Source organism: Shewanella sp. 2_MG-2023, assembly GCF_030548905.1.
In the GTDB taxonomy this organism is placed as follows: Bacteria; Pseudomonadota; Gammaproteobacteria; order Enterobacterales; family Shewanellaceae; genus Shewanella; species Shewanella electrodiphila.
In genome coordinates this window covers 146,512-170,487 of sequence record NZ_JAUOSO010000013.1, presented here as the reverse complement: position 1 = coordinate 170,487, position 23,976 = coordinate 146,512, and the positions used below count along the sequence as shown (strand labels likewise).

The 23,976-nt window shown below is 42.2% G+C and carries 20 protein-coding genes and 1 pseudogene; 14 read left to right on the top strand and 7 right to left on the bottom strand.

The window, feature by feature from the left end:
- Nucleotides 1-40 precede the first annotated feature (40 nt).
- Together Q4600_RS14290 and hemC are read right to left on the bottom strand one after the other, a co-directional pair.
- On the bottom strand, nt 41-757 hold the full coding sequence (locus Q4600_RS14290) for a uroporphyrinogen-III synthase (protein ID WP_102529504.1): 717 nt from the start codon (nt 755-757) through the stop codon (nt 41-43).
- Between the two features lie 17 nt (nt 758-774).
- Nucleotides 775-1,704 (bottom strand): hydroxymethylbilane synthase, encoded by a 930-nt coding sequence (hemC, locus tag Q4600_RS14285; RefSeq protein WP_102529505.1) that lies wholly within the window; start codon nt 1,702-1,704, stop codon nt 775-777.
- 245 nt (nt 1,705-1,949) lie between these two features.
- On the opposite strand from hemC, the gene Q4600_RS14280 reads away from it, so the two are divergent.
- Nucleotides 1,950-4,388 (top strand): class I adenylate cyclase, encoded by a 2,439-nt coding sequence (locus Q4600_RS14280; RefSeq protein WP_303517078.1) that lies wholly within the window; start codon nt 1,950-1,952, stop codon nt 4,386-4,388.
- A 40-nt stretch (nt 4,389-4,428) separates the two neighbouring features.
- Here Q4600_RS14280 and cyaY read toward each other — a convergent pair whose 3' ends face one another.
- Nucleotides 4,429-4,758, bottom strand: a complete 330-nt coding sequence (cyaY, locus tag Q4600_RS14275) for an iron donor protein CyaY (RefSeq protein ID WP_102529507.1) — start codon at nt 4,756-4,758, stop codon at nt 4,429-4,431.
- Between the two features lie 68 nt (nt 4,759-4,826).
- Here cyaY and Q4600_RS14270 point away from each other — a divergent pair, with 68 nt between their 5' ends.
- The 10 genes from Q4600_RS14270 (at nt 4,827) to Q4600_RS14225 (ending at nt 15,931) form a co-directional block, all read left to right on the top strand.
- On the top strand, nt 4,827-5,021 hold the full coding sequence (locus tag Q4600_RS14270) for a lipoprotein (RefSeq protein ID WP_102529508.1): 195 nt from the start codon (nt 4,827-4,829) through the stop codon (nt 5,019-5,021).
- Nucleotides 5,022-5,044: 23 nt separating this feature from the next.
- The gene (gene lysA / locus Q4600_RS14265) at nt 5,045-6,289 is read left to right on the top strand and encodes a diaminopimelate decarboxylase (RefSeq protein WP_303517077.1); all 1,245 of its coding nucleotides are present in this window, start codon (nt 5,045-5,047) and stop codon (nt 6,287-6,289) included.
- Nucleotides 6,290-6,380: 91 nt separating this feature from the next.
- Complete coding sequence (gene dapF / locus Q4600_RS14260; protein ID WP_229372264.1) at nt 6,381-7,208, top strand: diaminopimelate epimerase; 828 nt, start codon at nt 6,381-6,383, stop codon at nt 7,206-7,208.
- A 74-nt stretch (nt 7,209-7,282) separates the two neighbouring features.
- Nucleotides 7,283-7,900 (top strand): DUF484 family protein, encoded by a 618-nt coding sequence (locus Q4600_RS14255; RefSeq protein ID WP_102529540.1) that lies wholly within the window; start codon nt 7,283-7,285, stop codon nt 7,898-7,900.
- Between the two features lie 52 nt (nt 7,901-7,952).
- Nucleotides 7,953-8,882, top strand: a complete 930-nt coding sequence (xerC, locus tag Q4600_RS14250; RefSeq protein WP_303517076.1) for a tyrosine recombinase XerC — start codon at nt 7,953-7,955, stop codon at nt 8,880-8,882.
- A complete protein-coding gene (locus tag Q4600_RS14245; RefSeq protein ID WP_303517075.1) occupies nt 8,882-9,595 on the top strand; it encodes an HAD-IA family hydrolase in 714 nt (237 codons plus the stop codon). The genes xerC and Q4600_RS14245 overlap by 1 nt, the downstream gene beginning before the upstream one ends.
- Nucleotides 9,596-9,761: 166 nt before the next feature.
- Complete coding sequence (locus tag Q4600_RS14240) at nt 9,762-10,205, top strand: hypothetical protein (RefSeq protein WP_303517074.1); 444 nt, start codon at nt 9,762-9,764, stop codon at nt 10,203-10,205.
- A 129-nt stretch (nt 10,206-10,334) separates the two neighbouring features.
- Nucleotides 10,335-11,675, top strand: a complete 1,341-nt coding sequence (locus tag Q4600_RS14235; protein ID WP_303517073.1) for a TolC family protein — start codon at nt 10,335-10,337, stop codon at nt 11,673-11,675.
- On the top strand, nt 11,672-12,772 hold the full coding sequence (locus Q4600_RS14230; protein ID WP_303517072.1) for an efflux RND transporter periplasmic adaptor subunit: 1,101 nt from the start codon (nt 11,672-11,674) through the stop codon (nt 12,770-12,772). Before Q4600_RS14235 ends, Q4600_RS14230 begins: the two co-directional genes overlap by 4 nt.
- 12 nt (nt 12,773-12,784) lie before the next feature.
- Entirely contained in the window at nt 12,785-15,931 is a 3,147-nt protein-coding gene (locus Q4600_RS14225) for an efflux RND transporter permease subunit (protein WP_303517071.1), read from the top strand.
- Between the two features lie 192 nt (nt 15,932-16,123).
- On the opposite strand, the pseudogene Q4600_RS14220 reads toward Q4600_RS14225, so the two are convergent.
- Together Q4600_RS14220 and Q4600_RS14215 are read right to left on the bottom strand one after the other, a co-directional pair.
- Nucleotides 16,124-16,615, bottom strand: a pseudogene (locus Q4600_RS14220) (hemerythrin domain-containing protein); the annotation flags it as partial.
- A gap of 135 nt (nt 16,616-16,750) precedes the next feature.
- Complete coding sequence (locus Q4600_RS14215; protein ID WP_303517070.1) at nt 16,751-17,896, bottom strand: kelch repeat-containing protein; 1,146 nt, start codon at nt 17,894-17,896, stop codon at nt 16,751-16,753.
- Between the two features lie 275 nt (nt 17,897-18,171).
- On the opposite strand from Q4600_RS14215, the gene Q4600_RS14210 reads away from it, so the two are divergent.
- From Q4600_RS14210 to Q4600_RS14200, 3 genes are all read left to right on the top strand, one after another.
- Nucleotides 18,172-20,901 carry a TonB-dependent receptor gene (locus Q4600_RS14210; RefSeq protein ID WP_303517069.1) on the top strand — a complete coding sequence of 910 codons (2,730 nt, stop codon included), beginning with the start codon at nt 18,172-18,174 and terminating at the stop codon, nt 20,899-20,901.
- A 106-nt stretch (nt 20,902-21,007) separates the two neighbouring features.
- Nucleotides 21,008-21,745 (top strand): PepSY domain-containing protein, encoded by a 738-nt coding sequence (locus tag Q4600_RS14205; protein WP_303517068.1) that lies wholly within the window; start codon nt 21,008-21,010, stop codon nt 21,743-21,745.
- Nucleotides 21,745-22,488 carry a peptidase gene (locus Q4600_RS14200; RefSeq protein ID WP_303517067.1) on the top strand — a complete coding sequence of 248 codons (744 nt, stop codon included), beginning with the start codon at nt 21,745-21,747 and terminating at the stop codon, nt 22,486-22,488. Before Q4600_RS14205 ends, Q4600_RS14200 begins: the two co-directional genes overlap by 1 nt.
- A 114-nt stretch (nt 22,489-22,602) precedes the next feature.
- Here Q4600_RS14200 and fis read toward each other — a convergent pair whose 3' ends face one another.
- On the bottom strand, nt 22,603-22,911 hold the full coding sequence (gene fis, locus Q4600_RS14195) for a DNA-binding transcriptional regulator Fis (RefSeq protein ID WP_055023591.1): 309 nt from the start codon (nt 22,909-22,911) through the stop codon (nt 22,603-22,605).
- Between the two features lie 18 nt (nt 22,912-22,929).
- Nucleotides 22,930-23,898: a tRNA dihydrouridine synthase DusB gene (gene dusB, locus Q4600_RS14190; RefSeq protein WP_102529534.1), complete on the bottom strand. Its 969-nt coding sequence runs from the start codon at nt 23,896-23,898 to the stop codon at nt 22,930-22,932.
- Nucleotides 23,899-23,976 lie beyond the last annotated feature (78 nt).

Sequence of the window (23,976 nt, the reverse complement as noted above, 5' to 3'; positions counted from 1 at the left end):
GATTAAACAAGATCGCAAATAACAGACTTTGCTTTAATGATTAAAGAGATAACGCTTGTAAAACAGCTTGAGTATTCGCGCCATTAGCATTAGTGACGTGACAAAGTCCTGCTGTTTTTGCCCTTTGTTCCACTCGGTGACTTGGGACTATGATATGACATGATTGCAACCATGCAAATAACTCTTTTGGCACAAGATTAATTAGATTAACAAGGACTTCGCCGCTGGTGACCACAATTGTGTCTATTTGGGCTGCCTGCCAGTGGCTGCAAACGCTTTGTGCATCAAGCTTTGGCATAACTCTTTGGTAAACTTCCCAATAGTTAACTTTAGCTTGTCTTAAGGTTAATTTTTCTGCAATGGTTTCTCTACCACCAACCCCTCTGACGATGATAATTCGCTGATGTTGGATCTCAGCAAGTGACGAAAGTGAGAGTAATCCTTCACTATCTTGGCTGTTTTCAGGGGCGACTTCAGCTTGAATATTGTATTGGATTAATGCATCAGCAGTCGCTTGACCGACAGCGTAGTAGCGGCAATTTGGAAACTGACTTTTAAGTGATTGAGCGGCAAAATGAACTGCATTGGTGCTGATAAAAATAATACTGTCAGCTTGAGAGAGTTGTTGGGTTTCAATAGGGGAGAGTGTTGCAGCAACAGCTAATAAAGGCGTGACAATAAAATCGACGCCTTTATTTTTAAGCTGTTCAGCCATCGCTTGATTGCGCCCTTCAGGGCGCGTTAGCAAGACTTTCATATTTTGACTTTGCCTGATTACTTGTTGTAAACAGCGTCTAAAATAGTTTTTGCGCCACGGCTTAGTAAATCTTCAGCTAGTGCTTCACCTAGTGCAACAGCATCAGTTTTAGGTCCAGATACAGCGCCTTCAATGACTTGACTACCATCAGGGTTACCCACTAAGCCACGTAAGCTTAAGGTATCACCTTCGATTTCAGCATAAGCACCGATTGGCACCTGACAACCACCTTCAAGGCGAGTGTTCATAGCACGTTCAGCAAGTACGCGGTAACGAGTTTCTAAATGCTCAAGTGGAGCAAGTAGTGCTTTAACACGTTCGTCATTCATACGGCATTCAATACCTACAGCACCTTGACCGTTAGCTGGTAGTGAATCTTCTGCAGAAATAAAGCTAGCAATACGTTCATCTAATTTAAGACGAATAAGTCCAGCTGCTGCAAGGATAATGGCATCGTAATCGCCACTGTCTAGTTTAGCTAAACGTGTACCTACATTGCCGCGTAAGTCTTTGATAACAAGATCTGGGCGGGCAGCGCGAATTTGGCATTGACGACGTAAACTAGAAGTACCTACTACAGCACCTTGCGGTAATTCTGCAATTGTTTTGTAGGTATTAGATACGAATGCATCACGTGGATCTTCACGTTCACAAATAACTTGTAAACCTAACCCTTCAGGGAAATCTACTGGCACATCTTTCATTGAATGCACAGCGATATCTGCGCGATCTTCAAGCATGGCAACTTCAAGCTCTTTAACAAATAAACCTTTACCACCCACTTTAGCAAGAGGCGTATCTAAAATAACGTCTCCTTTAGTGCTCATTGGCAAAAGTTCAACCGTTAAACCTGAATGAATACGTTCAAGTTCAGCTTTAACGAATTCAGCTTGCCACATAGCCAGTGGACTTTTACGAGTAGCGATACGAATAACATTTTGAGACATGCTAGAGAGTTCCATCGATAGACTTAATTGCGACAATGCTAACATTGCCTGTGGGCTTATGTAACAAACCGATAGCGATTGTTTGAACTATGCACATCTTTTTTTTGTGACGTAGATCTCATTTACTGGCGTATTTAAATAAAAGTGATACCATGAACAAGTTATTGCTAATGAATTTATCCCTAATTTAAGCGAGTGTTTACTTAAATGTGTGTGTGAATAAGTCGTAAGGTGATAGTACAAGGATGGAAGCCTTGATAGAAAAAGTGCCTCGCTCAGCTGAAATTGCCAACCAACTTAATCTCGTTCGCTATGAACGAGCTCAATCTCTGTTGTCACCAAAACAGCAAAACCTGTTTGATCTCATTGCTTACCTTATTCAGCATCATCACCCGCAATTGCCTGGTGGCAATTCAGCATTAACGCCATTCGGTATCAATCAATACCAGGATTCTACAAAATCATTTTCGGCATGTGATGTTTTTAATTTGCCTAAACTGACTTCAAACGCCGCAGAACCTTGTTCTTTTGAAGGCATTTATGCCATGGGCAGCACGGCAAGCTTTGGTCAAAACCCTAAAAGTGATGTTGATGTATGGCTAGTGTATAAGGCCAACTTGAGCAATGCAGATTTAACCTTAATTACCGAGAAAACCACAGCATTGACTCAATGGTTTGCTTCTTTAGACTTTGAAGTTAACTTTTATCTGGTTCACCCATTACAATTTCGCGAGTGCAGTGCCTTTGAAAACTGTTATAGCTCGTTAGGTGAAGAACATAGCGGCAGTACCCAGCATTGGTTATTGTTAGAAGAGTTTTATCGCTCCCACATACGTTTGGCGGGAAAAACCGTTGGATGGTGGCCTAACTCTAATCAAGATGAATCGGTATTATTTTTAGGCGACGTGCAATCCATGCCAGCAACTGAGTATTTTGGTGCGTCCTTATGGCAATTGTATAAAGGCTTAAACAAACCCCATAAAGCGCTGCTTAAAGTATTGTTGTTAGAAACGTATGCTGCTGATTATCCAGAGTCTCATTTCATTACTGCGCAAATTTGGCAACAATGTGAGCAAGGTGATTTTTCTGAATCTAATGACGCTTACCTTATTTTATACCAACGTATTGAAAGCTACTTATTAGCTAAGCGTGATATCAGGCGTTTAGAAATTGTCCGACGTTGCTTTTATCTTAAATGTGGTGTGAATTTAACCAATGCGTGTGTCGGCAATGATTGGCGACGCAATAAAATGCAGCAATTAGTTAATGACTGGAACTGGCCACCAAGTTTATTAGAAACCTTAGACAACAGCCAACATTGGCATTCAGGTCAATTAAAGTGGTTTAACAAACAGCTCAATGAACTGCTATTAATCAGTTATCGCACCCTTTTAGAGTTTGCCTCAAAACAAGCATTGAGTGATCGCTTTAGAGTTGAAGAACTCGGCATGCTGGCGCGTAAACTCCATACTTACTTTAGTGATGACGAGCATCAATTATTGCCTTTAAACAAGCTATGGAGTCGTTCGGTGTTTGAACCGAATATGACCATTATTCATAGCCTCAAAGAGTCGCGCTATTACCTTTATCGACAACCATTAAAGTCAGGTCAGCTGCTTGGAGAGTCATCTATTATCAAAGCAGATACGCCCACCGCATTGATTGCTTGGTCAGCGATGAATGGGATTTCTGCAGCCGACACACAATGGCAAGAGTATGGCCGTAAAAAGCACCGCTCGAGTGCGTTAACCGACCTGGCCAGTCGCTTAGTGCCTTTATTAGCGACAACCAATAAAGTTTCCAAAGCCGAATTGTGCCAGCCGTATTTTTACAAAAAAGTCATTGTCGTTGCCAATGTGGATGGCGATCCCACATTAAAATGGCAAGGCCAAGAAATCATGATCGATTATATGAATGGCAATGTGTTTTCCTTAGGTAAAAAGCAACAAAACATGCTGTCTACGATTGATTTAATTTGCCTCAATAGCTGGGGCGAATGGCAATGTCATCGTTTTAAAGGCGAACAAGGTTTACTAGAAGCCCTAGCGTTTATCGCTTTAGGCTTAAAAGGCACGCCTGAGCAAGTTGATATTCAAGTGGTTAATTGCGCAGAACGATTAAAAAAACAAATCAACGATGCGTTATTGGCAGTATTTACTCTGTGTGTAAAATATTGTCATGAAGCAAGAGAGTCCTCAGCCTTGATGCACCCAATACAGTTATCACATAAACGCTTTGGGTTATTCTTCAATTCAATGGGGATGGTATATAAGGAACTCAAAGGCGATGACGTCAAAGTCGCGCCAATAAAAGTAGAGCGATTTAAAAAGCCTGAGTTGACGGCGCCAGTAGCAGTATTAAAAAAAGATCCTTACCGCAGTATCCCTAGTGTAATTAAACTTTATATTTCCAAAGGCGCGAAACAGTATTTTTTAAGGCAACGACCGGATGCGCTTGATGTGTTTATCATTGATGAACTCAATCAATTAAAACATCAAATATTTGATGATATGTCGATGAAAGAATTAGTTGAAAAAGAAAGTCACAGCTTTGCTTTTGAGCGAGATGAGTCATCACTGCACTATTTTAATATGCCGCAATTTTTTAAATTGGAACGGATTGACGGTGAATTGAATGTCGTACCTTTTGGTATTGCAATGAACGAATTGAGCTCAGATATTTAAGCTCAATTCATTCTTATTTAGCACCATCAAGTCGATGGCGTTAAATAGATAGCGCAATGCCGCTTTGTTTTGTAATCGCGTCGATAACAAAAGGCATGAACTCACTATTGTTACGCTCATCAAACCATTTGCCGTCAACAAACGCGAAATGGTAACCACCAGTGCGGCTAGCTATCCATAACTCATGTAAAGGCTCTTGCTTGTTGATGACAATTTGCGAACCATCTTCAAATTCTAACTGCAATACATTACCGCTTGCGAAGATATCGACATCGGCATCTTGTTCATCAATAGCCGCTTCGATGGCGTTTTCAATCTTGCCGAACATCTCATCTGCCAACTGATGAAATTCTGTATCTGTCATAGCCATGTATTTCTATCCTTGTACTTCCTAGGTTATGAATGCGATTATAAGGCTATAACTCCCCATATGCATAGATGTTGAGAAAAATGAGACTGTTTTTATTAGTAATGCTTGCTAGCCTATCGATTATTGGCTGCGGACAAAAAGGCCCGTTATACAAATCTCCTGAAGTTGAAACCAATCAGGAAGAGCGAAAATCGCAAGAGCCGACTAGTGAACAAACCCAACAACAAACTCAAGAGCAGTCTCAAGAGTCGACACAAAAATAGAACAATTTTAAAGGAAGCGCATTTTGGATTATTTTAATTATCAACAGGATCAACTTTTTGCTGAAGACTGTTCTGTTGCTGAACTTGCCCGTACCCACGGCACGCCGTTATATATTTATTCACGTGCGACGTTAGAGCGTCATTGGAATGCATTTGATAATGCAGTAGCCAATCACCCACACCTTGTCTGTTATGCGGTTAAAGCAAACTCGAATCTGGCAGTATTAAATGTACTTGCACGTTTAGGCAGTGGTTTTGATATTGTCTCAGGTGGTGAACTTGCACGTGTTATTGCCGCTGGCGGCGACCCTAAAAAAGTGGTGTTTTCAGGTGTGGGCAAAACAACAGCTGAAATGGAACAAGCACTGAATACCGGTATTTATTGTTTCAATGTTGAATCAAGCGCTGAACTTGAATTATTAAATGAGGTAGCAGGAAAGCTAGGAAAAGTAGCCCCTGTTTCACTGAGGGTTAATCCTGATGTTGATGCAGGCACACATCCTTATATTTCTACCGGCCTTAAAGAGAACAAATTTGGTATTGCGATGGACGAAGCTGAGCAGGTTTTTGCTCGTGCACATGCGTTACCGAACTTAGCCGTTAAAGGCGTGGATTGTCATATTGGTTCACAGTTAACTGAAATGCAGCCATTTTTAGATGCCATGGACCGAATGCTAGCCTTAATTGATCGTTTAGCAGCCAATGGTATTGAAATTCATCATTTTGATGTTGGTGGTGGCTTAGGTGTCCCTTATGATGATGAAACGCCGCCACATCCAGATGTGTATGCCGCTGCGTTACTTGAGCGTTTAGGCGACCGTCCACTTAAATTAATTTTTGAACCAGGCCGTGCGATTGCAGCCAATGCAGGTATTTTTGTCACTGAAGTGTTGTCACTGAAAGAAAACAGCGATAAGCGTTTTGCGATTGTTGACGGTGCAATGAATGATTTAATCCGCCCAGCGCTTTACAGTGCATGGCAAAATATCATTCCGGTACAATTAACTGATGCACCGAGTTTTGACTATGACGTTGTAGGTCCAGTGTGCGAAACCGGTGACTTTTTAGGTAAAAACCGTCAGCTCAATGTACAAGCGGGTGACTTATTAGCGGTGCGTTCAAGCGGTGCTTATGGTTTTGTAATGGCATCAAATTATAATTCACGTCCAAGAGCGGCAGAGGTCATGGTCGATAAAGATCAAAACCAAGTGATCCGTGAGCGTGAAAAGCTTGAGCAATTGTGGCAAGGTGAGCATTTACTGCCTTAACGGTATTCACAGCCTTTAATAGCATTTACCGCCTTAATAAGGTTAACTGATTTTATTAGGTTTATTTTTTAGTTCGATAAGGGAAACTCTTTTGATCCAATTCACCAAGATGCATGGACTGGGTAATGATTTTATGGTGGTTGATGGCGTAACACAGAATGTGTTTTTTTCGCCAGATCAAATTCGCCGTTTAGCTGACCGAAATTTCGGTATTGGTTTTGATCAGCTATTGTTAGTTGAGCCTCCTTACGACCCAGATTTAGATTTCCATTATCGAATTTTTAATGCCGATGGCGGTGAAGTAGAGCAATGTGGCAATGGTGCACGTTGCTTTGCGCGTTTCGTGCGTAATAAAGGCTTAATCAACAAGTATAAAATTCGCGTCAGCACTAGCTCAGGCAAAATGACGTTACGACTTGAGCGTGATGGTACTGTGACCGTGAATATGGGTGTACCTGTGACAGAGCCGGGGAAAATTCCCTTTCGCGCCAAACGTCCTGAAAAAACCTATTTATTGCAAACCCCTAAACAAACTTTTTTGTGTGGTGCTATTTCAATGGGCAATCCGCATTGTGTACTTGATGTGGATGACGTTGACACCGCAGAGGTCGAAGAAATTGGTCCAATGCTGACTAAGCATGAACGCTTCCCTAAGGGAGTGAATGTGGGCTTTATGCAGGTTGTGGATCGTGGCCATATTAAATTAAGAGTCTATGAGCGCGGCGCAGCGGAAACACTCGCTTGTGGCACAGGCGCTTGCGCAGCAGTTGCAGTTGGCATATTACAAAATAAATTAGACAGACAGGTAAAAGTGGATTTACCTGGCGGCCGCCTCACCATTAATTGGGAAGGTGAAGGAAAACCATTATGGATGACTGGGCCTGCTGAACACGTATTTGATGGACAAATCCAGTTATGAGCGACGCATTCAACACCAAAAAATTATTAGCAGAAGATGCCCAATCGGCGGCAGCTTTAGGCACTGATGTAGTAATGGAAGATTTACCGATTGATGAGTTAATGATCCGCGAATACCTGCTGGATAACCCTGATTTTTTCAATCGATATCCTGAATTATTGTTGGCAATGAGACTCTCTCATCATGAGCGTGGTTCGGTGTCCTTAGTTGAGCGTCGTCAAGAAATGCTGCGTGAACGGGTGACTCAACTTGAAGAAGAAATTACTTCTTTAATGAAAATCGCCACAGAGAATGAAAAGATATTTCGCTTTAATAGCGATTTATCGATGCAGATCTTAAAGTGTGAAGATTTAGGCCAGCTCAGACAAGTTTTATCTGGAAAGTTAAAGGCCGAGTTTGGTTTTACCCATGTAAGGCTGATAACCGTGCATGATATCGACAGCGAATTGGCGAAGATTTGGCGTCAACGAATTCAGCAAGGTTATTACTTTGGTCGTTTAACGCAATCTGAATCGAAACGATTATTTGGCACTGAGGTGGGCTCGGTAGCACTGACCAAATTATCAGATGAAAATGGTCAAGTTATTTTTGGCGTAGCGTCTGCTGATGCCGCCCATTTTCATCCTGATATGGATCATCTCTTTTTCCAACAAATTAGAGACCTATTGGATCATATGTTGCCAAAATTCTAATTGGCAACCGACTCGCTCAACGCTCTGTTAAGCAATGACTGGAGGCAGTGTCATGGGTCAACTCAGTTGGCTAGCCGCATTTGAACGCTACCTTCATTCTGAAAGGCAGCTTTCGCCGCATACCGTACGAAATTATCTTTATGAAATTCATCGCGCTGCTGAAATCATATTTTCGCAGCCTAAAGGCGCTTCACTCGATGAATGTAATGAAGGCTGGCTAACGGTTAACCGCGATCAATTGCAAGCCGTGCTGTCTAAGCTTCATCGACAAGGACTTAGCCCACGTTCATTATCGTTATGTTTATCGTCTTTAAAGCAATTTTTTGATTTTTTAGTCCGTGAACAAGCCATTAAAACCAACCCAGCCAAAACACTTAATGCACCAAAGCAAGCAAAGCCACTGCCTAAGAATATGGATTTAGATGCAGTGACGCACTTGTTAGATATTGATGCTGATGATCCACTCAGTAAGCGTGACAAAGCCATTATGGAGTTATTTTATTCCAGCGGTTTGCGTTTAGCTGAGCTGGCGAGTTTAGATGTGGCAGATATCGATTTCAGTCAAAACGAAGTCAAAGTGATGGGTAAGGGCAGTAAGCAGCGAGTTGTGCCTATTGGCAAAATGGCGATAGAAGCAATTAATCATTGGTGTGATTGCCGAAGCGCCTTGGTAAAAGCAGAAGCGGGTGATGCCTTATTTGTCAGTCAGCAAGGCAAACGTTTATCTCATCGTAGTATTCAGCTCAGAATGAATAAATGGGGCCAAGAGCAAGCTTTATCTGCAAAAGTTCACCCACATAAATTGCGACATTCCTTCGCAACGCATATGCTTGAATCAAGTGCAGATTTAAGAGCGGTGCAAGAATTATTGGGACACGCTAACTTATCCACAACGCAAATCTATACCAGTCTCGATTTTCAGCACTTGGCAAAAGTCTACGATGGCGCTCATCCTAGAGCGAAAAAAGCCAAGGGGAAATAATGAAACAATATTTACGACTGCGGCCTTTTAAGGCGATCAGTTTTGATTTAGACGATACCTTGTACCATAACGCACCGCATATTATTAAAGCCGAATCTGCGTTATCACTATTTATGCAAGAGCAATTTAACACCCCGACGAACTGGGGAATAACCCAATGGCGTGAGCTAAAAGCACAGGTTATTGCTGTGCATGGTGAGCTGGCCCATGACACCACAGCTGCGCGCTATGAAGTCCTCAGGCAGGCTTTGATCCAATGGGATTATTCAGAAATTGAAGCAAGCCAAGGCGCGCAACAAGGCTTAGAGTGTTTTTGTTTTCATCGCAGTGACTTTACGGTTGATGATGGTGTTCTTAATTTACTGTCAGACTTAGGCAAACAGTATCCATTAATTGGCATTACTAATGGTAATGTCGATGCTCGCCGTGTTGGGCTTAATGATGCCTTAGAGTTTGTGGTTCATCCTGGACATGGGGTAAGAATGAAACCCTATAGCGATTTATTTGATCTTAGTTGTCAGCATTTAAATATCCAAACCAATGAACTATTGCACATAGGCGATCATCCTATAAGTGATGTATTAGGCGCAAGACACGCAGGCTGTCAAAGTCTTTGGCTTAATCTTCAAGCTGATGAAGGTGGTAGGGCGCAACATATTTTACCGCATCTTGAAATTGAGCAGCTGCAAGAAATCCGCCGATTAATCGAATAAAATTGTGCGTTCAACGAGGTTTTTAGTTTTTTAAGTCTACTCTATTCAATTAGCAAATAATCTCAGTAGTGTTTTAAAGGGGTTTAGCATAGACTTGCGCGATACACATGTTATTAGTTGGTCTATTTAATTATGTGTTCACTAAAAAGGGTGCCGCTAAGAATTAATGTTAGGCTTTTATCGCGATGTAAAAATCACAACGATCACGTTTCCAGCTATGCTGGCGCGCTTGTTGTTGATTCTGATTTTTGCGATGCAGTCTGTTGTTGCGATGGCCGACAACTGTGCTCTTGAGCATAAAGATTGCGCTGTTAATGTCGAACTTTTCACCACAGTAATCAATGATGTTTCTTCAGTAGACACAACCTTTGTTGATGAACACTCGCTAGCGAGCGACGAGCTTTGTGATGATATTTTTCTTGCCGACAGTCATGCTGACGATGACTGTGCTGAATGCAGCAGTAACTGCTGCTCTTGTTGTATGACGCTAATGCATCCAGTCACAATGGCACACCATGGCAATATCTATTCGGATTACCTGGCTTTTACCTTTAATTCCAACGCAGTAGAAGCTCCTTACTTTAGTTTTTTGCGCCCTCCCCAAGCTTAATCGTTAAATCAAAAATCATTTTTAAATGAGCAAATTTTTTACGGAATTTGCTAAAACTTGCTGTATTTTCTAATCAATCATATTGCCAGCAGGTTTTATCTTTTGTATTGAATCGAGGCTAATTCTCAGATGTTTTACAATATAACCATCCCGAAACGGTGTACTTTTCTATTAAGAAAAATAGCTTGCTGTTTATTAGGGACAACAGCGCTAGTTTCTGCCAGTTCATACGCGACTGGCTCGATCTCCGCTTCAGAATCATTGACGCTACTGACTGTAATTGAACGTGTTCAATTACAGCATCCTTCTTTGAAAACTTTTCAATTCAGACAACTTGCGCTTGAAGGTGAGGCGCAAACACAAGCGCTTTCGCCTGGGTTCGAATTAGGCGTAGAACTTGAAAATATTGCTGGCTCTGGCGATTTTCAAGCTGTTGATAGTGCAGAAACGACAGTGTCGTTATCATCGATAATAGAGCTTGGCGATAAATCAGATGCTCGCATAGGCATTGTGAATAGAAAACGTGCGTTACTGGATGCTGAGCAAAAGATTGCAGGGCTTGGCATACTTGCGACAACTACACGACGCTATATTGATGTGTTAGCTGCGCAATCTAAGTTGCAGCTTGCTGGTGATGCATTGAGCCTTGCAGAAGAAACGTTATTGGTGGTGCAGCATCGCGCTAAAGCGGGGGTGACTCCTGATGCTGAAGTTAAAAGAGCACAGGCGGCTGTTTATAATACCAGGCTGATTGCAGAAACCCATTTACATCAACTTGATTACGCAAAATTAGCACTCAGTATGATGTGGGGAGAAACTCAGGTTAACTATGAAACCATTGAAGGCAGCTTATTTGATTTCACCGACGATGTTGCATTAGCACCTTTATTTGAAAAGGTGAAATATAGCCCAGCAATCGAAGCTTATTTAACTCAAGCTCAGCTAAAAGAAGCCGAATTACGTTTTGTTCAATCTCAATCGAGTACTGATGTCAGTTGGTCGGTTGGCGTAAAACAAATGCAGCAAACCAACGATATGGCATTTTCGGCAGGGTTCAGTGTGCCCTTGTTCAGTGGTGAACGAAATACGGGCGCTGTCATTTCGGCTCAAGCAGCAAAAGATGAAGTGCTGATTAATAGAGAGATTGCCTTACGAGAATTGTATGCACAATTATATCGTGCTTATGCCAATAGACAGCAAGCCATTGTCACGGTCAATCGTTTGCAATTTAGCATTATTCCTACACTAACTTTGGCTCTAGAAGATACGCAAACGGCTTATGAGCAAGGACTATATAGCTACCTTGATTACTTAACTGCAAGAGAGGAATTACTCTTTTCTCGTCGAGCATTAATTGAGGCTGCTGCTTCTGCATTGCGTTATGGCGTGGACATAGAGCAATTAATTGCTGAACCTCTTCCCGCCTCTCAACATACCTTTTTTGAAGATTTCCAAGGATTCCCCAAATGAACTTAAGACCATTCAATAACCTTTCTGTGGTTCATATTGCTGTGGCGGCAGTCTTTATGTTTGCTGTTCCAGCTTATGCATCAGGCGATCATGATCATCAAGATGTGCATTCTGAACATCACGCTAATGAGCAAACACAGAATACTCTCGGTCATGATGAACATAAAAACGAACATTCAGATAGTCACTCAGAAAACCATTCAGATGAACAAGCACATAATGATCATAGAGATGATGAGCACGGGCATGACGAGCATGGTCACGATGAACATGAAGAAGGCCAAGTGCATATCAGTGCGGAGCAAGTCACATTATCAGGGATCGTTTCGCAAACCGCTCAATCGGGTGATATCAAAAAAACAGTAACCTTGTATGGCCGCACTGTCGTACCTGAAACAGCTATAAGCCAAGTGAGAGCAAGATTTTCAGGGCTTATTACTGAGTTTAATTTTGCCGTAGGCGACAATGTAAAAGCAGGGCAAGTGATTGCCAAAGTTGAGTCTAATGCAAGCTTAAAGCATTACTCAATAACAGCGCCGATATCGGGTGTCGTAGTCAGCAGAAATGCCAATGTGGGCGAGCTTGCCACAGATAATGTGCTGCTTAGCATCATGGATGACAGTGAGTTGTGGGTTGAGTATCAGATCTTCCCTGGACAATTAACCTCAGTGTCAGTTGGTCAACACCTTGTTATTGGGTCAGACACTGCGAGTGCGAATAAACAGCAAGTAAATTCAACAATAAAACATCTTCTCAACTCAACGAATAATCAAGCTTATACCTTAGCTCGTGCGCCACTAGACAATAAGCAAGGGCAATGGGCTGTGGGCGCTTTGTTGTCCGGTGAATTAACTTTGAGTCAGCAATCTGTGGCGATGGTTATTGATAATCGTGCTGTTCAGGTTATGGAGGGTCAACAAGTGGTGTTTGTCCGTAATGAGGAAGGGTTTGAAAAGCGCGTTGTTGAGTTAGGCCAGAGTGATAGCCAGCTAACAGAGGTGTTATCTGGCATTTCTATAGGTGAAGAATATGCCGTTGAGAAGAGCTTTCTTCTTAAAGCGGATCTTGAAAAATCTAGTGCTGCCCACGTTCATTAAAGGAGACGAAATATGATTGAATCAGTTTTACGTCTTGCGATTAATCGACGCTGGATGATGATGTTTCTAGCTTTATTGCTGGTTGCTGTTGGGCTTTGGAGTTATCAGAAATTACCGATTGATGCCGTGCCAGATATTACCAATGTACAAGTGCAAATAAGCACGCGTGCTGCAGGTTATTCACCACAAGAAACCGAACAACGGATTACCTATCCAATTGAAAATGCCCTGATGGGTATTCCAAATTTGTCTAACACTCGTTCATTGTCGCGATATGGATTATCGCAGGTGACAGTCGTATTTGATGAAGGCACCGACCTTTATTTTGCTCGTAATCTAATTAGCGAGCGTTTAAATGGCATAAAAGGGGCTTTACCTGCTGGAATTGAGCCTGAAATGGGGCCTATTTCTACTGGTCTGGGCGAAATCTTTATGTACACCATCGAAGCGAAGTCGAATGCTAAACAAGCTGATGGAAGTGATTTCGATGCTACAGCGCTAAGAGAAATCCAAGACTGGATTATTAAACCGCAATTAGCTCAAGTGAAAGGAGTGACTGAAATCAACACCATAGGGGGCTTTGATAAGGAATATCACATCACGCCTCAACCATTGAAAATGTTGACCTATGGGGTTTCCTTTGTCGATATCAAAATGGCGCTACAAAGCAATAACAGCAATCGTGGTGCAGGTTATATTGAGCGCGAAGGACAGCAACTTACAGTTCGTTCAGCCGGGCAGCTTAAAACCATTAGCGATATTAAACAGGTTGTTGTTAAGCGTATTGATAGCGCACCAATCTTAATGAGTGATGTGGCAGAGGTTGGCATTGGTAAGGCGTTAAGAACTGGTGCCGCCACTCGAGACGGAAAAGAAACCGTATTAGGCAGTGCAATGATGCTGGTGGGCGAGAATTCACGCCAAGTATCATTAGCTGTGGCTGAAAGACTTGAGGACGTTAAAGCGTCATTACCTGATGGGATTAAAGTTGAGGCAGTATACGATCGCACGACTTTGGTTGATAAAGCGGTATATACAGTTCAGAAAAATCTCGTTGAAGGTGCATTGTTAGTTATTGTGGTGCTATTCATTTTGTTGGGCAACGCAAGAGCAGCCCTCATCACTGCTGCGGTCATTCCGCTGGCAATGTTAGCGACAATGACAGGCATGGTGCAAGCTGGCGTATCTGCAAACCTGATGAGCTTAGGGGCATTGGATTTTGGCTTGATTGTCGATGGTGCGGTGATTATTGTCGAAAATGCCATTCGCCGATTAGGCCAAGCACAGGCACAAAATGGCGGGCATATTTTGCCACGTAAACAACGTTTACAATTGGTGTATGAGGCCACTAATGAAGTTATTCGCCCAAGCTTATTTGGTGTATTGATCATTACGGTCGTTTATATTCCACTATTCAGCCTTACGGGTGTTGAAGGTAAGATGTTCCACCCAATGGCTGCCACCGTTGTGATGGCACTTTTAGCAGCGTTAGTGCTGTCGTTAACGCTTGTTCCTGCCGCTGTTGCTTTGTTTATGACAGGTAAGATTAGCGAAAAAGAAAGCCGGGTTATTACCTTAAGTAAATCTTTGTATAAACCATTGTTGATTGTAGCGATGAAGTTTCGCTGGTTAGTGTTGAGTGCAGCTGTGGGTTTGGTGGCATTGTCAATTTGGTTAGCCGCTACGCTGGGGTCAGAGTTTATTCCACAGCTTAATGAAGAAGATATTTTGCTGCAGGCGATTCGTATTCCAGGTACAGGTTTAGAGCAATCTGTAGATATGCAAATGATGCTTGAGGATAGAATTAAACACTTCCCCCAAGTACTCAATGTATTTTCTAAAATAGGAACTCCAGAGGTGGCGAACGACCCTATGCCGCCGAACATTGCTGATACTTTCATTATGCTTAAACCTCGTAATGAATGGCCAAATCCGAAAATGAGCCATGATGCGCTTGCCGCCGATATTGTCGATGCTGTTTCTGGTCAACCTGGTAATAACTTTGAACTGACGCAGCCAATTGAAATGCGTTTTAACGAACTCATTTCGGGTGTACGTGCTGACTTAGGCATTAAAGTGGTTGGTGATGATTTACAGCAATTATTAACCTCGGCCAATGCCATTCATGAAGTGCTAGAGCAAATTGAAGGCGCATCGGATCTTCAAGTTGAGCAAGTGACGGGTTTACCAATGTTGTCAATTCAACCTGATCGCATGGCGTTAGCTCGTTATGGTTTAACGGTCAGTGAGCTGCAAGATTTTGTCGCAACGGCCATCGGTGGTGAAGAGGCAGGGCTTATTTTTGAAGGTGATCGTCGCTTTAAGATTGTTCAGCGTTTACCTGAAAATATTCGTAAAGATGTAGAGAGTTTACAAGCGTTACCTATTGTACTGCCATCGGGGCAGTATGTGCCTTTATCTGAAGTAGCGACATTAGATATCGCCCCATCTCCAAATCAAATCAGCCGTGAGAACGGTAAACGCCGTATTGTTGTAACAGCTAATGTGCGTGGTCGTGACTTAGGCTCATTCGTCACTGAAGCAAAACAACAAATTAGTCAGCAAGTGGATTTGCCGGCTGGTTATTGGTTGGAATATGGTGGCACGTTTGAGCAACTAGAGTCAGCCAGTCAACGTTTATTGATAGTGGTGCCTCTGACGTTGGCGCTTATTTTAGGCTTGTTAGTTATAGCGTTTAATTCGGTAAGAGATGCTGCCATTGTCTTTACCGGGATCCCACTTGCGTTAACAGGTGGTGTTATTTCGTTATGGTTAAGAGACATGCCGTTATCTATTTCTGCTGGTGTTGGATTCATCGCATTATCTGGTGTGGCGGTGCTTAATGGCTTAGTGCTGTTGAGCTTTATTCGGCAGTTATATCAAGAGAAAGGCGAGTTACTGAATGCCATTATTGACGGGGCATTGATTAGGTTACGTCCTGTATTAATGACGGCATTAGTGGCTGGGCTTGGCTTTGTTCCCATGGCGCTAAACATTGGTACAGGTGCTGAAGTACAACGACCTATTGCTACTGTAGTGATTGGTGGCATTATCTCATCGACAATGTTGACGCTGTTTGTGCTACCTATTTTATATCGTATGGCGCATCAAGGGCGAAAGTGGGCAAAAAGTGAGTCACAAAATGCTAGCGTGAACTGAACTTTAAATTAAGAGCTAGTCCTGCATTGTTCGAGTAGTTTTGATTATTACAAGTACTTAGCAGGGCTTGTTTATGCTTATAGATGAATAACCTCAAGACATAAAAATGGCTCTGCTGGGGGAAGCAAGAGCCAAGGACTTGATGAATCAAATAGGTTTGTTTTTTTATCAACTCATCAGAGATGATGAGAGTTAAATAGCTAGCGCTTTTGGAAACAATAATACATTTTCAGTATGAATATGAGTTTGTAAGTCCGCATCAAACTCGGCCAAAGTGCGGTAGCATTTTTGCCATGTGCTACAAACGCCTTCAGGGATTTGGTAATTATTGGTGAGCTCTCTTAACTGCTGCAAAACTGTGCCAGCATGATCATGCTCGTGCTCCATGGCATTAATTGGATTCCCAATATGACCAAAACAGCCATTCACTTCTTCGCCTGCAGCCAGTCTTCGCATTGCAGGAAACAATATTTGTTCTTCTTTCATTAAATGCGGCATTAAATCAGCGATTAGTGCACCGATTAGCGTGGCTAATGGTTTAATTTCAGCATGATCTTCGCCGTGGGCTTGTACCATTTTTTGCGAGTACTCAACTAACAGTGGCGCAGTTTCACGAACATACTGGTGATGAGTCGATTCAAGGTGATCAATCAAAGCGGGTATTGATAAAGTGCTTAATTGCTCAAGGTCAGTAGATGTCATAGTGATTCCAAAAGATACATTTAATTTATACATGCATTTTAAATATATCTTTAATTGAGGCAATCAAATCGATACTTTATTGTTAGCTAGATCACATTACATAAGACTCTATACTCCTTACAGAGTACAAGTTTGATTACCCGTTAATCCACTTGAGAGGATTTGATCGCTAACCTGTTGTTGCTTAAGCATACCGCCCACTCTCAGTAATTGGTCTTGGTGGCAAATTAACCCTCGATGATCCATGCTAGGAACATCAAGCGAAATAGGCGCAAGCCATTGCATCGTTTTAAAATCAAAGGTGTATTGCAAGTTGTGTGGCTCGCTAGGGCTGCCGTTATAACCGATACCACTGTAATTATATGGGTTGTTGCTGCCAGCCATAAATACGGCTTGTCCATCAGCGGTATTATTAATGCCAGTCGCCGCCATACGATAGTGAGCGGTAGCTAATGGTGTCGTTCTGCTTTGATTTGTTGGCGTGGCAATAGAATAATGAGGTAATAATTGCCAGCTGATCCTTAAATGATTTTGAGGATTAACTTCACCGTACAAACACACTGGTGATGATTGATAGCTTCGACGTTGACCAATATTAGCCTGCACTTTTACCCCATCACATAAGACGATTTTATTATTTACCATCGCAACGGCTTGACCAAATACTGCTGGAGCAGGAATAGGGCTAGCTTGATCCCAAGTGTTAGTTTTGGTGTCGTAAACTTGGACTAAGTTAACATTGCCATCGTTATGCCAGCCGCCAAACAAATAGATATAACGCTGCTGATATACACTCGCTGCAGTGTCATCCACAGCCACTGGCATATCTGCAATACGTTGGTATTGATTATTTAATATATCAAATTGATAGTTATCTACAGTGCTGATTTCTTCATGGTTTTCGGCAACAGTATAACCGCCAAAAACATAGGCTTTATCTTCAAGACCAACTGCAATAGACGCTAAACGACCAGCAAGTGGAGCGACAAATGGTACGGCTTTAATGGGTTGCCATTGCGCTTCTGCTTTAGTTAAATTTAGTGCCCAGGCTTTATTGTGCACATCTTGGTAGCCCTTACCTTGAGCTAGCCCAGTAAAACTCAGCAAGTATTGACCCTGCGTAGTACTGACTTTTGCAATGGCATTATTGCTCACCGGCTCAGGTAATTTAGCGAGCGACGCGTCGTGTAAAGTGCCTGCTGACACTGCAGAAGTAAAGCAAGCCACTTGTGATGCTAAAAATAGAGCGAGTATTTGTTTCATCGAAATATCCGAAGGGGATTATTGGCTTTAGAGTACAACAATTTATTGATGAGTTAATCATTTTGTCATTCAGACCGTTTATTTCATTCCATCAAAGTTGATAGTGAAGACACGGGATATATATATTGCTCACTTTGTATTCTGGGCTTTTACTGGGGTGTGACACAGTGTCGCAGTATGACAATTGTAAGTTGTTTAGCACGTTGAACGGTTAAATAATTGTGTGATTACGTTAACTATTTTGCATACTACTAAAGGTTGTTATGGTGAATTCAGTGAGATTTTCTTTTTCTAAGGTCGCTTTATTGGTTTCTGCGACGTTATGTTCATTTATTTCTGTTGCCTCATCTGATATCGAAGCGAACGATATTGAAGTTAACAGTATGGCGACCGAGTCCATTGCAGCAAGCCACTCACCTTATTTGAAGTCGATGGAAAAAATTAGCATTACTGGCAGTCGGATAAAAAGAGAAGAAATCACCTCAACCGCACCAATGGCAGTGTTCACCGCTGATGATATTGCCCAGATGGGGGCAACGTCAGTGGATGCAGTATTGCAAAGAATGTCTGCTTCTGCAGGGTTTGCCGGTAATCAAACTAATGCTTATTGGACTGATGGCGGTTATGGCTCAACTCAAGTGAACCTTCGAGGTCTTGGGGTAAACCGAACTCTAGTACTGCTTAATGGCAGACGAATGGTAAACAGCGGTACGGGGGCTAACTCGTCAGTGGACTTAAATACTATTCCTGTCAGCGTCATTGAGCGTATTGAAGTATTAAAAGATGGTGCTTCTGCTGTTTATGGCGCCGACGCTGTCGCAGGTGTGGTTAACATTATTACTAAAGACCAAATTGATGGTGTTGAGTTTCAAGCAAGAACGGGCATGACTGAACAAGGTGATGGCGAGCAATATCAATTTGATTTAGCAGTGGGGAAAGTTGGTGAGCGAGGCAGCGGATATATTGCGTTAAGTTATGATAAAGCTGACGCGGTAGAAATGACCAGCCGCGCCCCATGTCCATTAACTGAAGTCGACGGTGAATTAGTCTGTGGCGGCAGCACTGCATTGCCAGGAGGTCGTGGTTATTTCTTGGATGAAAATGGTAATTCAATCGGTGATGAAGTGAAATTATTACCTAATGGTAGTGATGAATATGCTAGTAGCGATAGAGACAACTATTTTGAATACTTTAATGCGGTGCAGCCAAATGAGCGTTTTAATGTCTTTGCCTCAGGCGAGTACGACTTAACTGACAATGTGCAGCTATTTACAGAGGCGATGTATACCCATCGCAGTTCTACACTGCCCGCAACTCCGCAAACTGTCAGTGGTATTACAATACCAAGCTGGCACGAGTCTAACCTCACTGAGAATGATTTTTTACTTAACAGCCGCCGTTTAGCTGAAGCGCCTCGTGAATTTAATATTGAAACAGATACATGGCGAGTTGTAGCCGGTTTACAAGGGGGTTTAGACAATGGTTGGCAATGGGATGCCGCAGTTAATTACGGCAGTAATCGTGGCTCATTTGAAGTCACTAATGTGATTAACAACACTCGCTTAGGCGAGGCAACAGATTACGATAATTGCAGTGTTGATCCGAATATACCTTGTGCTGACTTTTGGGGAGAGGGCTCACTAACCCCTGAAATGCTCGATTACTTCTTATTCGATATGATGAGTGATGGAGGAAATGAGCAATTAAGTCTAACTGCCAATTTAACGGGTGACTTATGGCAACTTCCTGCAGGTACTATGAGTTTTGCCACAGGTATTGAGCATCGAAAAGAAAAGGGCTGGAGTAACCCTGATCCTTTAGCAATAAGTGGTGAAGCAAATACCAGCCAACAGGGCCCTATTAGTGGAGAATACACCGCAGATGAAGTGTATTTAGAAGCTTATATTCCTTTGTTAGCAGATAAGCCTCTGGCTAAAGCCGTTGATTTAACCGCAGCTGTGCGTTACTCGCATTTTGATACGTTTGGCAGTGATACTAACTATAAGCTTGGTTTACAGTGGATGCTGAATGACCAGCTCACCCTTCGTACGACCAAATCGACTGCGTTTAGAGTACCTAATATTCCTGAATTGTTTGGCGGCATTAGCCAAGGTTCAATGAACACCACAGATCCTTGTAGCGACTGGAGCCAACTTGACCCAAGCTCACATCGTTTTGCCAATTGCCAAGCTGCAGATGTGCCAATAGATTTTAACCATGAAGGCACTATATTAACTGACCGTGGTGGTAACGCAGATTTACAACCTGAAGAGGCAGACACATTCACTGTCGGTGTTGTGTGGGATGTGAGTTTTATCGAGGGGCTGAATGTCACGCTTGATTACTATGACATAAAAATTGAAAACGCAATTAACTCAGTCAATGGCTCAAGTAAACTTGCTGCCTGTTATGACAGTGCCAATATGAGCCACCCTTTTTGCAACGATGAGCACTTTATTCGCGACGAGCAAACCGGTGAAATTACCTATTTGCAAACCCAATTAGGAAATGCAGCAACAGAAGAAGTATCAGGTGTCGATTTAGCTATGTTCTATCAAAAGGACTTTGGTGAGTTCACCACAAACACCTCGTTTGAAGTCAGTTATTTAGATGAATATAATCTGCAAACTTATGAAGGTGCACCAGTAGAAGAACGGGCTGGCACCATTGGCTATGACGGCAGTTATACCAAGTGGCGTTCAAATTTGTATTTTGATATTGCTAAAGATGATTGGCGCTTTGGCTATAACATTCAATATATTGGCGAGGCGGATGATCAATACGCCGCTGCAGGTGATATTGGTGATTCTGTAGACGCTGTGACCTATCATAATACACAGCTTTATTACCAATTAACCCGTAGTTTAGGGTTCACGGCTGGTATCGATAATCTATTTGATAAACAAGCGCCATATCATCAAAGTTACACAGACGGAAACACCAACACGATGACCTATGATTTAATGGGGCGACGTTATTATCTTGCGTTGAAATGGGTAATGTAACTATTGTGAATAAGCAAATGTTTAGGGTAACTTAGCATTTGCTTATGCTTAAAGTCTTGCGAGTAGAACCACCACTAATAATAAGAAATACAGGTAACATTCGAATTTGAACTCTAGAAAAACGCTAAAAAAGGTATCGTCAGCGCAGTTTGTTCATCGTTGGTTGATGTTGCTATTGGCCATTCCGATCTTCATTTGGGGTCTCACTGGTAGCTATTTTGTACTAATGGATATCGGCTTCATTCGTAGCGACCACATTGCGATGGAGCGAGCAGACAAAATCCGCGCTTCAGCGGTCAAATACCCCATCGCAAAAGTATATCAATCATTTCCAGAAGCGAGAAAAATCACCTTAAGGATGCTCAATACACAGTTGGTTTACCATGTGAATCTCAATGACCAATCCCTGTTAATTGATGCTGCATCTGGTCAACGACTTGCAGCTATTTCAAAGTCGCAGGCAGAGCAGATATCGCAATCCTTTCAACATCAGCAATCAATATCTCCAACTGCACAAATTCAATTTATTGGGTTGCTCAACGATAAAACCCCACTGGAGCAATTACCTTCAGAGTTAGCTGCACGACACTTACCCGTATGGCGAGTGGTCTTTGATGATATCGGCCAATCGACGTTATATATTTCAGCGCAAACTGGCGAAGTCGTGACAAGAAGACATGAGTATTGGCGCTTGTTTGATTTATTTTGGAAGTGGCACATCATGGATTATGACGACGGTGAAGCCATTGATAATCAATTACTATTTTATACTGCCATCGCTTCTTTTATCGCTGTATTTGCTGGTGGCGTATTGGTTTGGCAGCGCCGCAAGAGGTATTGCTAATGACAATCAAAAAAATAAAACATTGGCTAAGGTTTTGTCATTATTGGCTTGGGACTATTATTGGCATTCAATTATTAATCTGGCTAGGAACAGGTATTTATTTCAATATCACCCCAAGTGAAGATCTGAAAGGCACTCATTATTATCGCAGTATAGCGCCGCTAGATTTAACTGCGTTTAGTAGTCACGATCTAGAGCCATTATCATCTATTCTTGAGCGATTTAAACCGATGGAGCAGGTTAGTACAATTGTGCTTAATAACCAGCCTGTGTATTTACTAGATGAGCAAGTACAGCGATATCAACACGATTGCCAACAGCAAGTATTGGTCGATGCTTATAGCGGAAAAGAAGTCCTTATTGATGCCGACTTGGCTGAATCAATCGCTTTGCAAAGTTATACTGGAGCAGGCGAAATAAAGAGTCACAGGCAATTATCTACAAGTTTTAAAGAGTGGCCCAAAGAATGTAACCCATTGTGGCAAGTCAGCATTAGTGATGATTTGAATACCCGAATTTACATTAATGGTGTCAATGGTCGATTGGTTGGCCATAAAAATGATCACACTGATTTAGCCGATTTGATGTTTAAGCTGCACTTTATGGATTACCTGCACCAAGGTAGTTTTAATAATCCGTTTAGCTGGGTATTTGGATTAATGATGTTGCTATTGTCATTATCCGGTGTGTATTGGGTGATAGATAACCTTGTGATGAAGCGATATCGATTTAAGCTTAAGTAGCAAGTTGAGCAGCAAGTTGAGCAGCAAGTTGAGCAGCAAGTTCAAACATTAATAACAAAAAAGGCTTTCCATTTCTGGAAAGCCTTTTTAATACAACAGCTTAAGAATTACTTCTTAGTTCATGCCGTATTTTTTTAATTTCTTACGTAAAGTACCACGGTTGATACCTAACATGTTTGCAGCACGTGTTTGGTTACCACGAGTGTGTTGCATGATGATGTCTAGTAGTGGTGCTTCAACTTCACTTAAAACCATTTCATAAACTTCAGACGCTTCTTGACCGTCTAACTGAGAGAAGAAGTTTGTTACTGCACGCTTAACTGCGTCACGTAATAGTTGTGGCTTGATAGTACCGTTAGCGGTTTCAATCTTACCTACGGTTAGCTGGTGAACTTCTGTGTTAGTAGTTGTCTGATCAAACATTCTATTCTGCTCTTTATATTAAAAATTTACTAATTCATCAAAGTAACATTCCACTAGGGAATATTGCTGTTCAGCGGTTTCAAGCCTATTAAAGTCAGCACGGAACTGTCGCTGTTCTTCTTGGTTTAGGTACCATCCCATATGCTTTCGGGCAAATCGGACACCTTTGTATTCGCCGTACAATTCGTACAATTTGTTAAGGTGTTCGAGCATGATTTCTCGTTGCTCGCTCGCCTCAACTGGCGGTAATTTTTTACCTGTTTCCAAGTAGTGGTGGATTTCTCTAAAAATCCACGGTCTGCCTTGGGCTCCACGTCCTACCATTACAGCATCGGCGCCAGTGTAATCTAAGACGAACTTAGCTTTCTCTGGACTGTCGATATCTCCGTTGGCAACAACAGGGAGTGAGACATTTTGTTTTATTGCTTTAATAGTGTCGTATTCGGCAAAGCCTTTATACATGCATTGTCTCGTTCTACCGTGAACGGCGAGCGAAGCGATACCACAATCTTCTGCAATGCGGGCAATTTCAACACCATTACGATGTTCAGGTTGCCAACCTGTGCGAATTTTTAATGTCACAGGAACATCAACTGCACTAACTACAGCTTGTAAAATCTCTTTTACTAGCTGGGGATCTTGCATTAATGCCGAGCCTGCGAGCTTTTTATTCACTTTTTTCGCTGGGCAACCCATATTGATATCAATGATATGCGCACCTTGTTCAACATTGAACTGAGCTGCGTTTGCCATTAATTCAGGATCTGCACCTGCGATTTGTACTGAACGTATACCTTCTTCGCCAGAATGCATCATGCGCTGGCGGCTTTTATCGGTATCCCAAACTTCAGGATTCGATGAAAGCATTTCTGAAACCGCTAGACCTGCGCCATAGCGTAAACAGAGGTTTCTAAAAGCGCGATCGGTGACACCTGCCATTGGTGCCACAATCAGCTGATTCTTCAGTTGATACGGGCCAATTTGCATTGCGTTATTCACCTTGCTCGTCAAAGGGGCGCTATATTAGCCCTTTTTTGCCTTCCTGAAAAGGTCAATAAATGAACT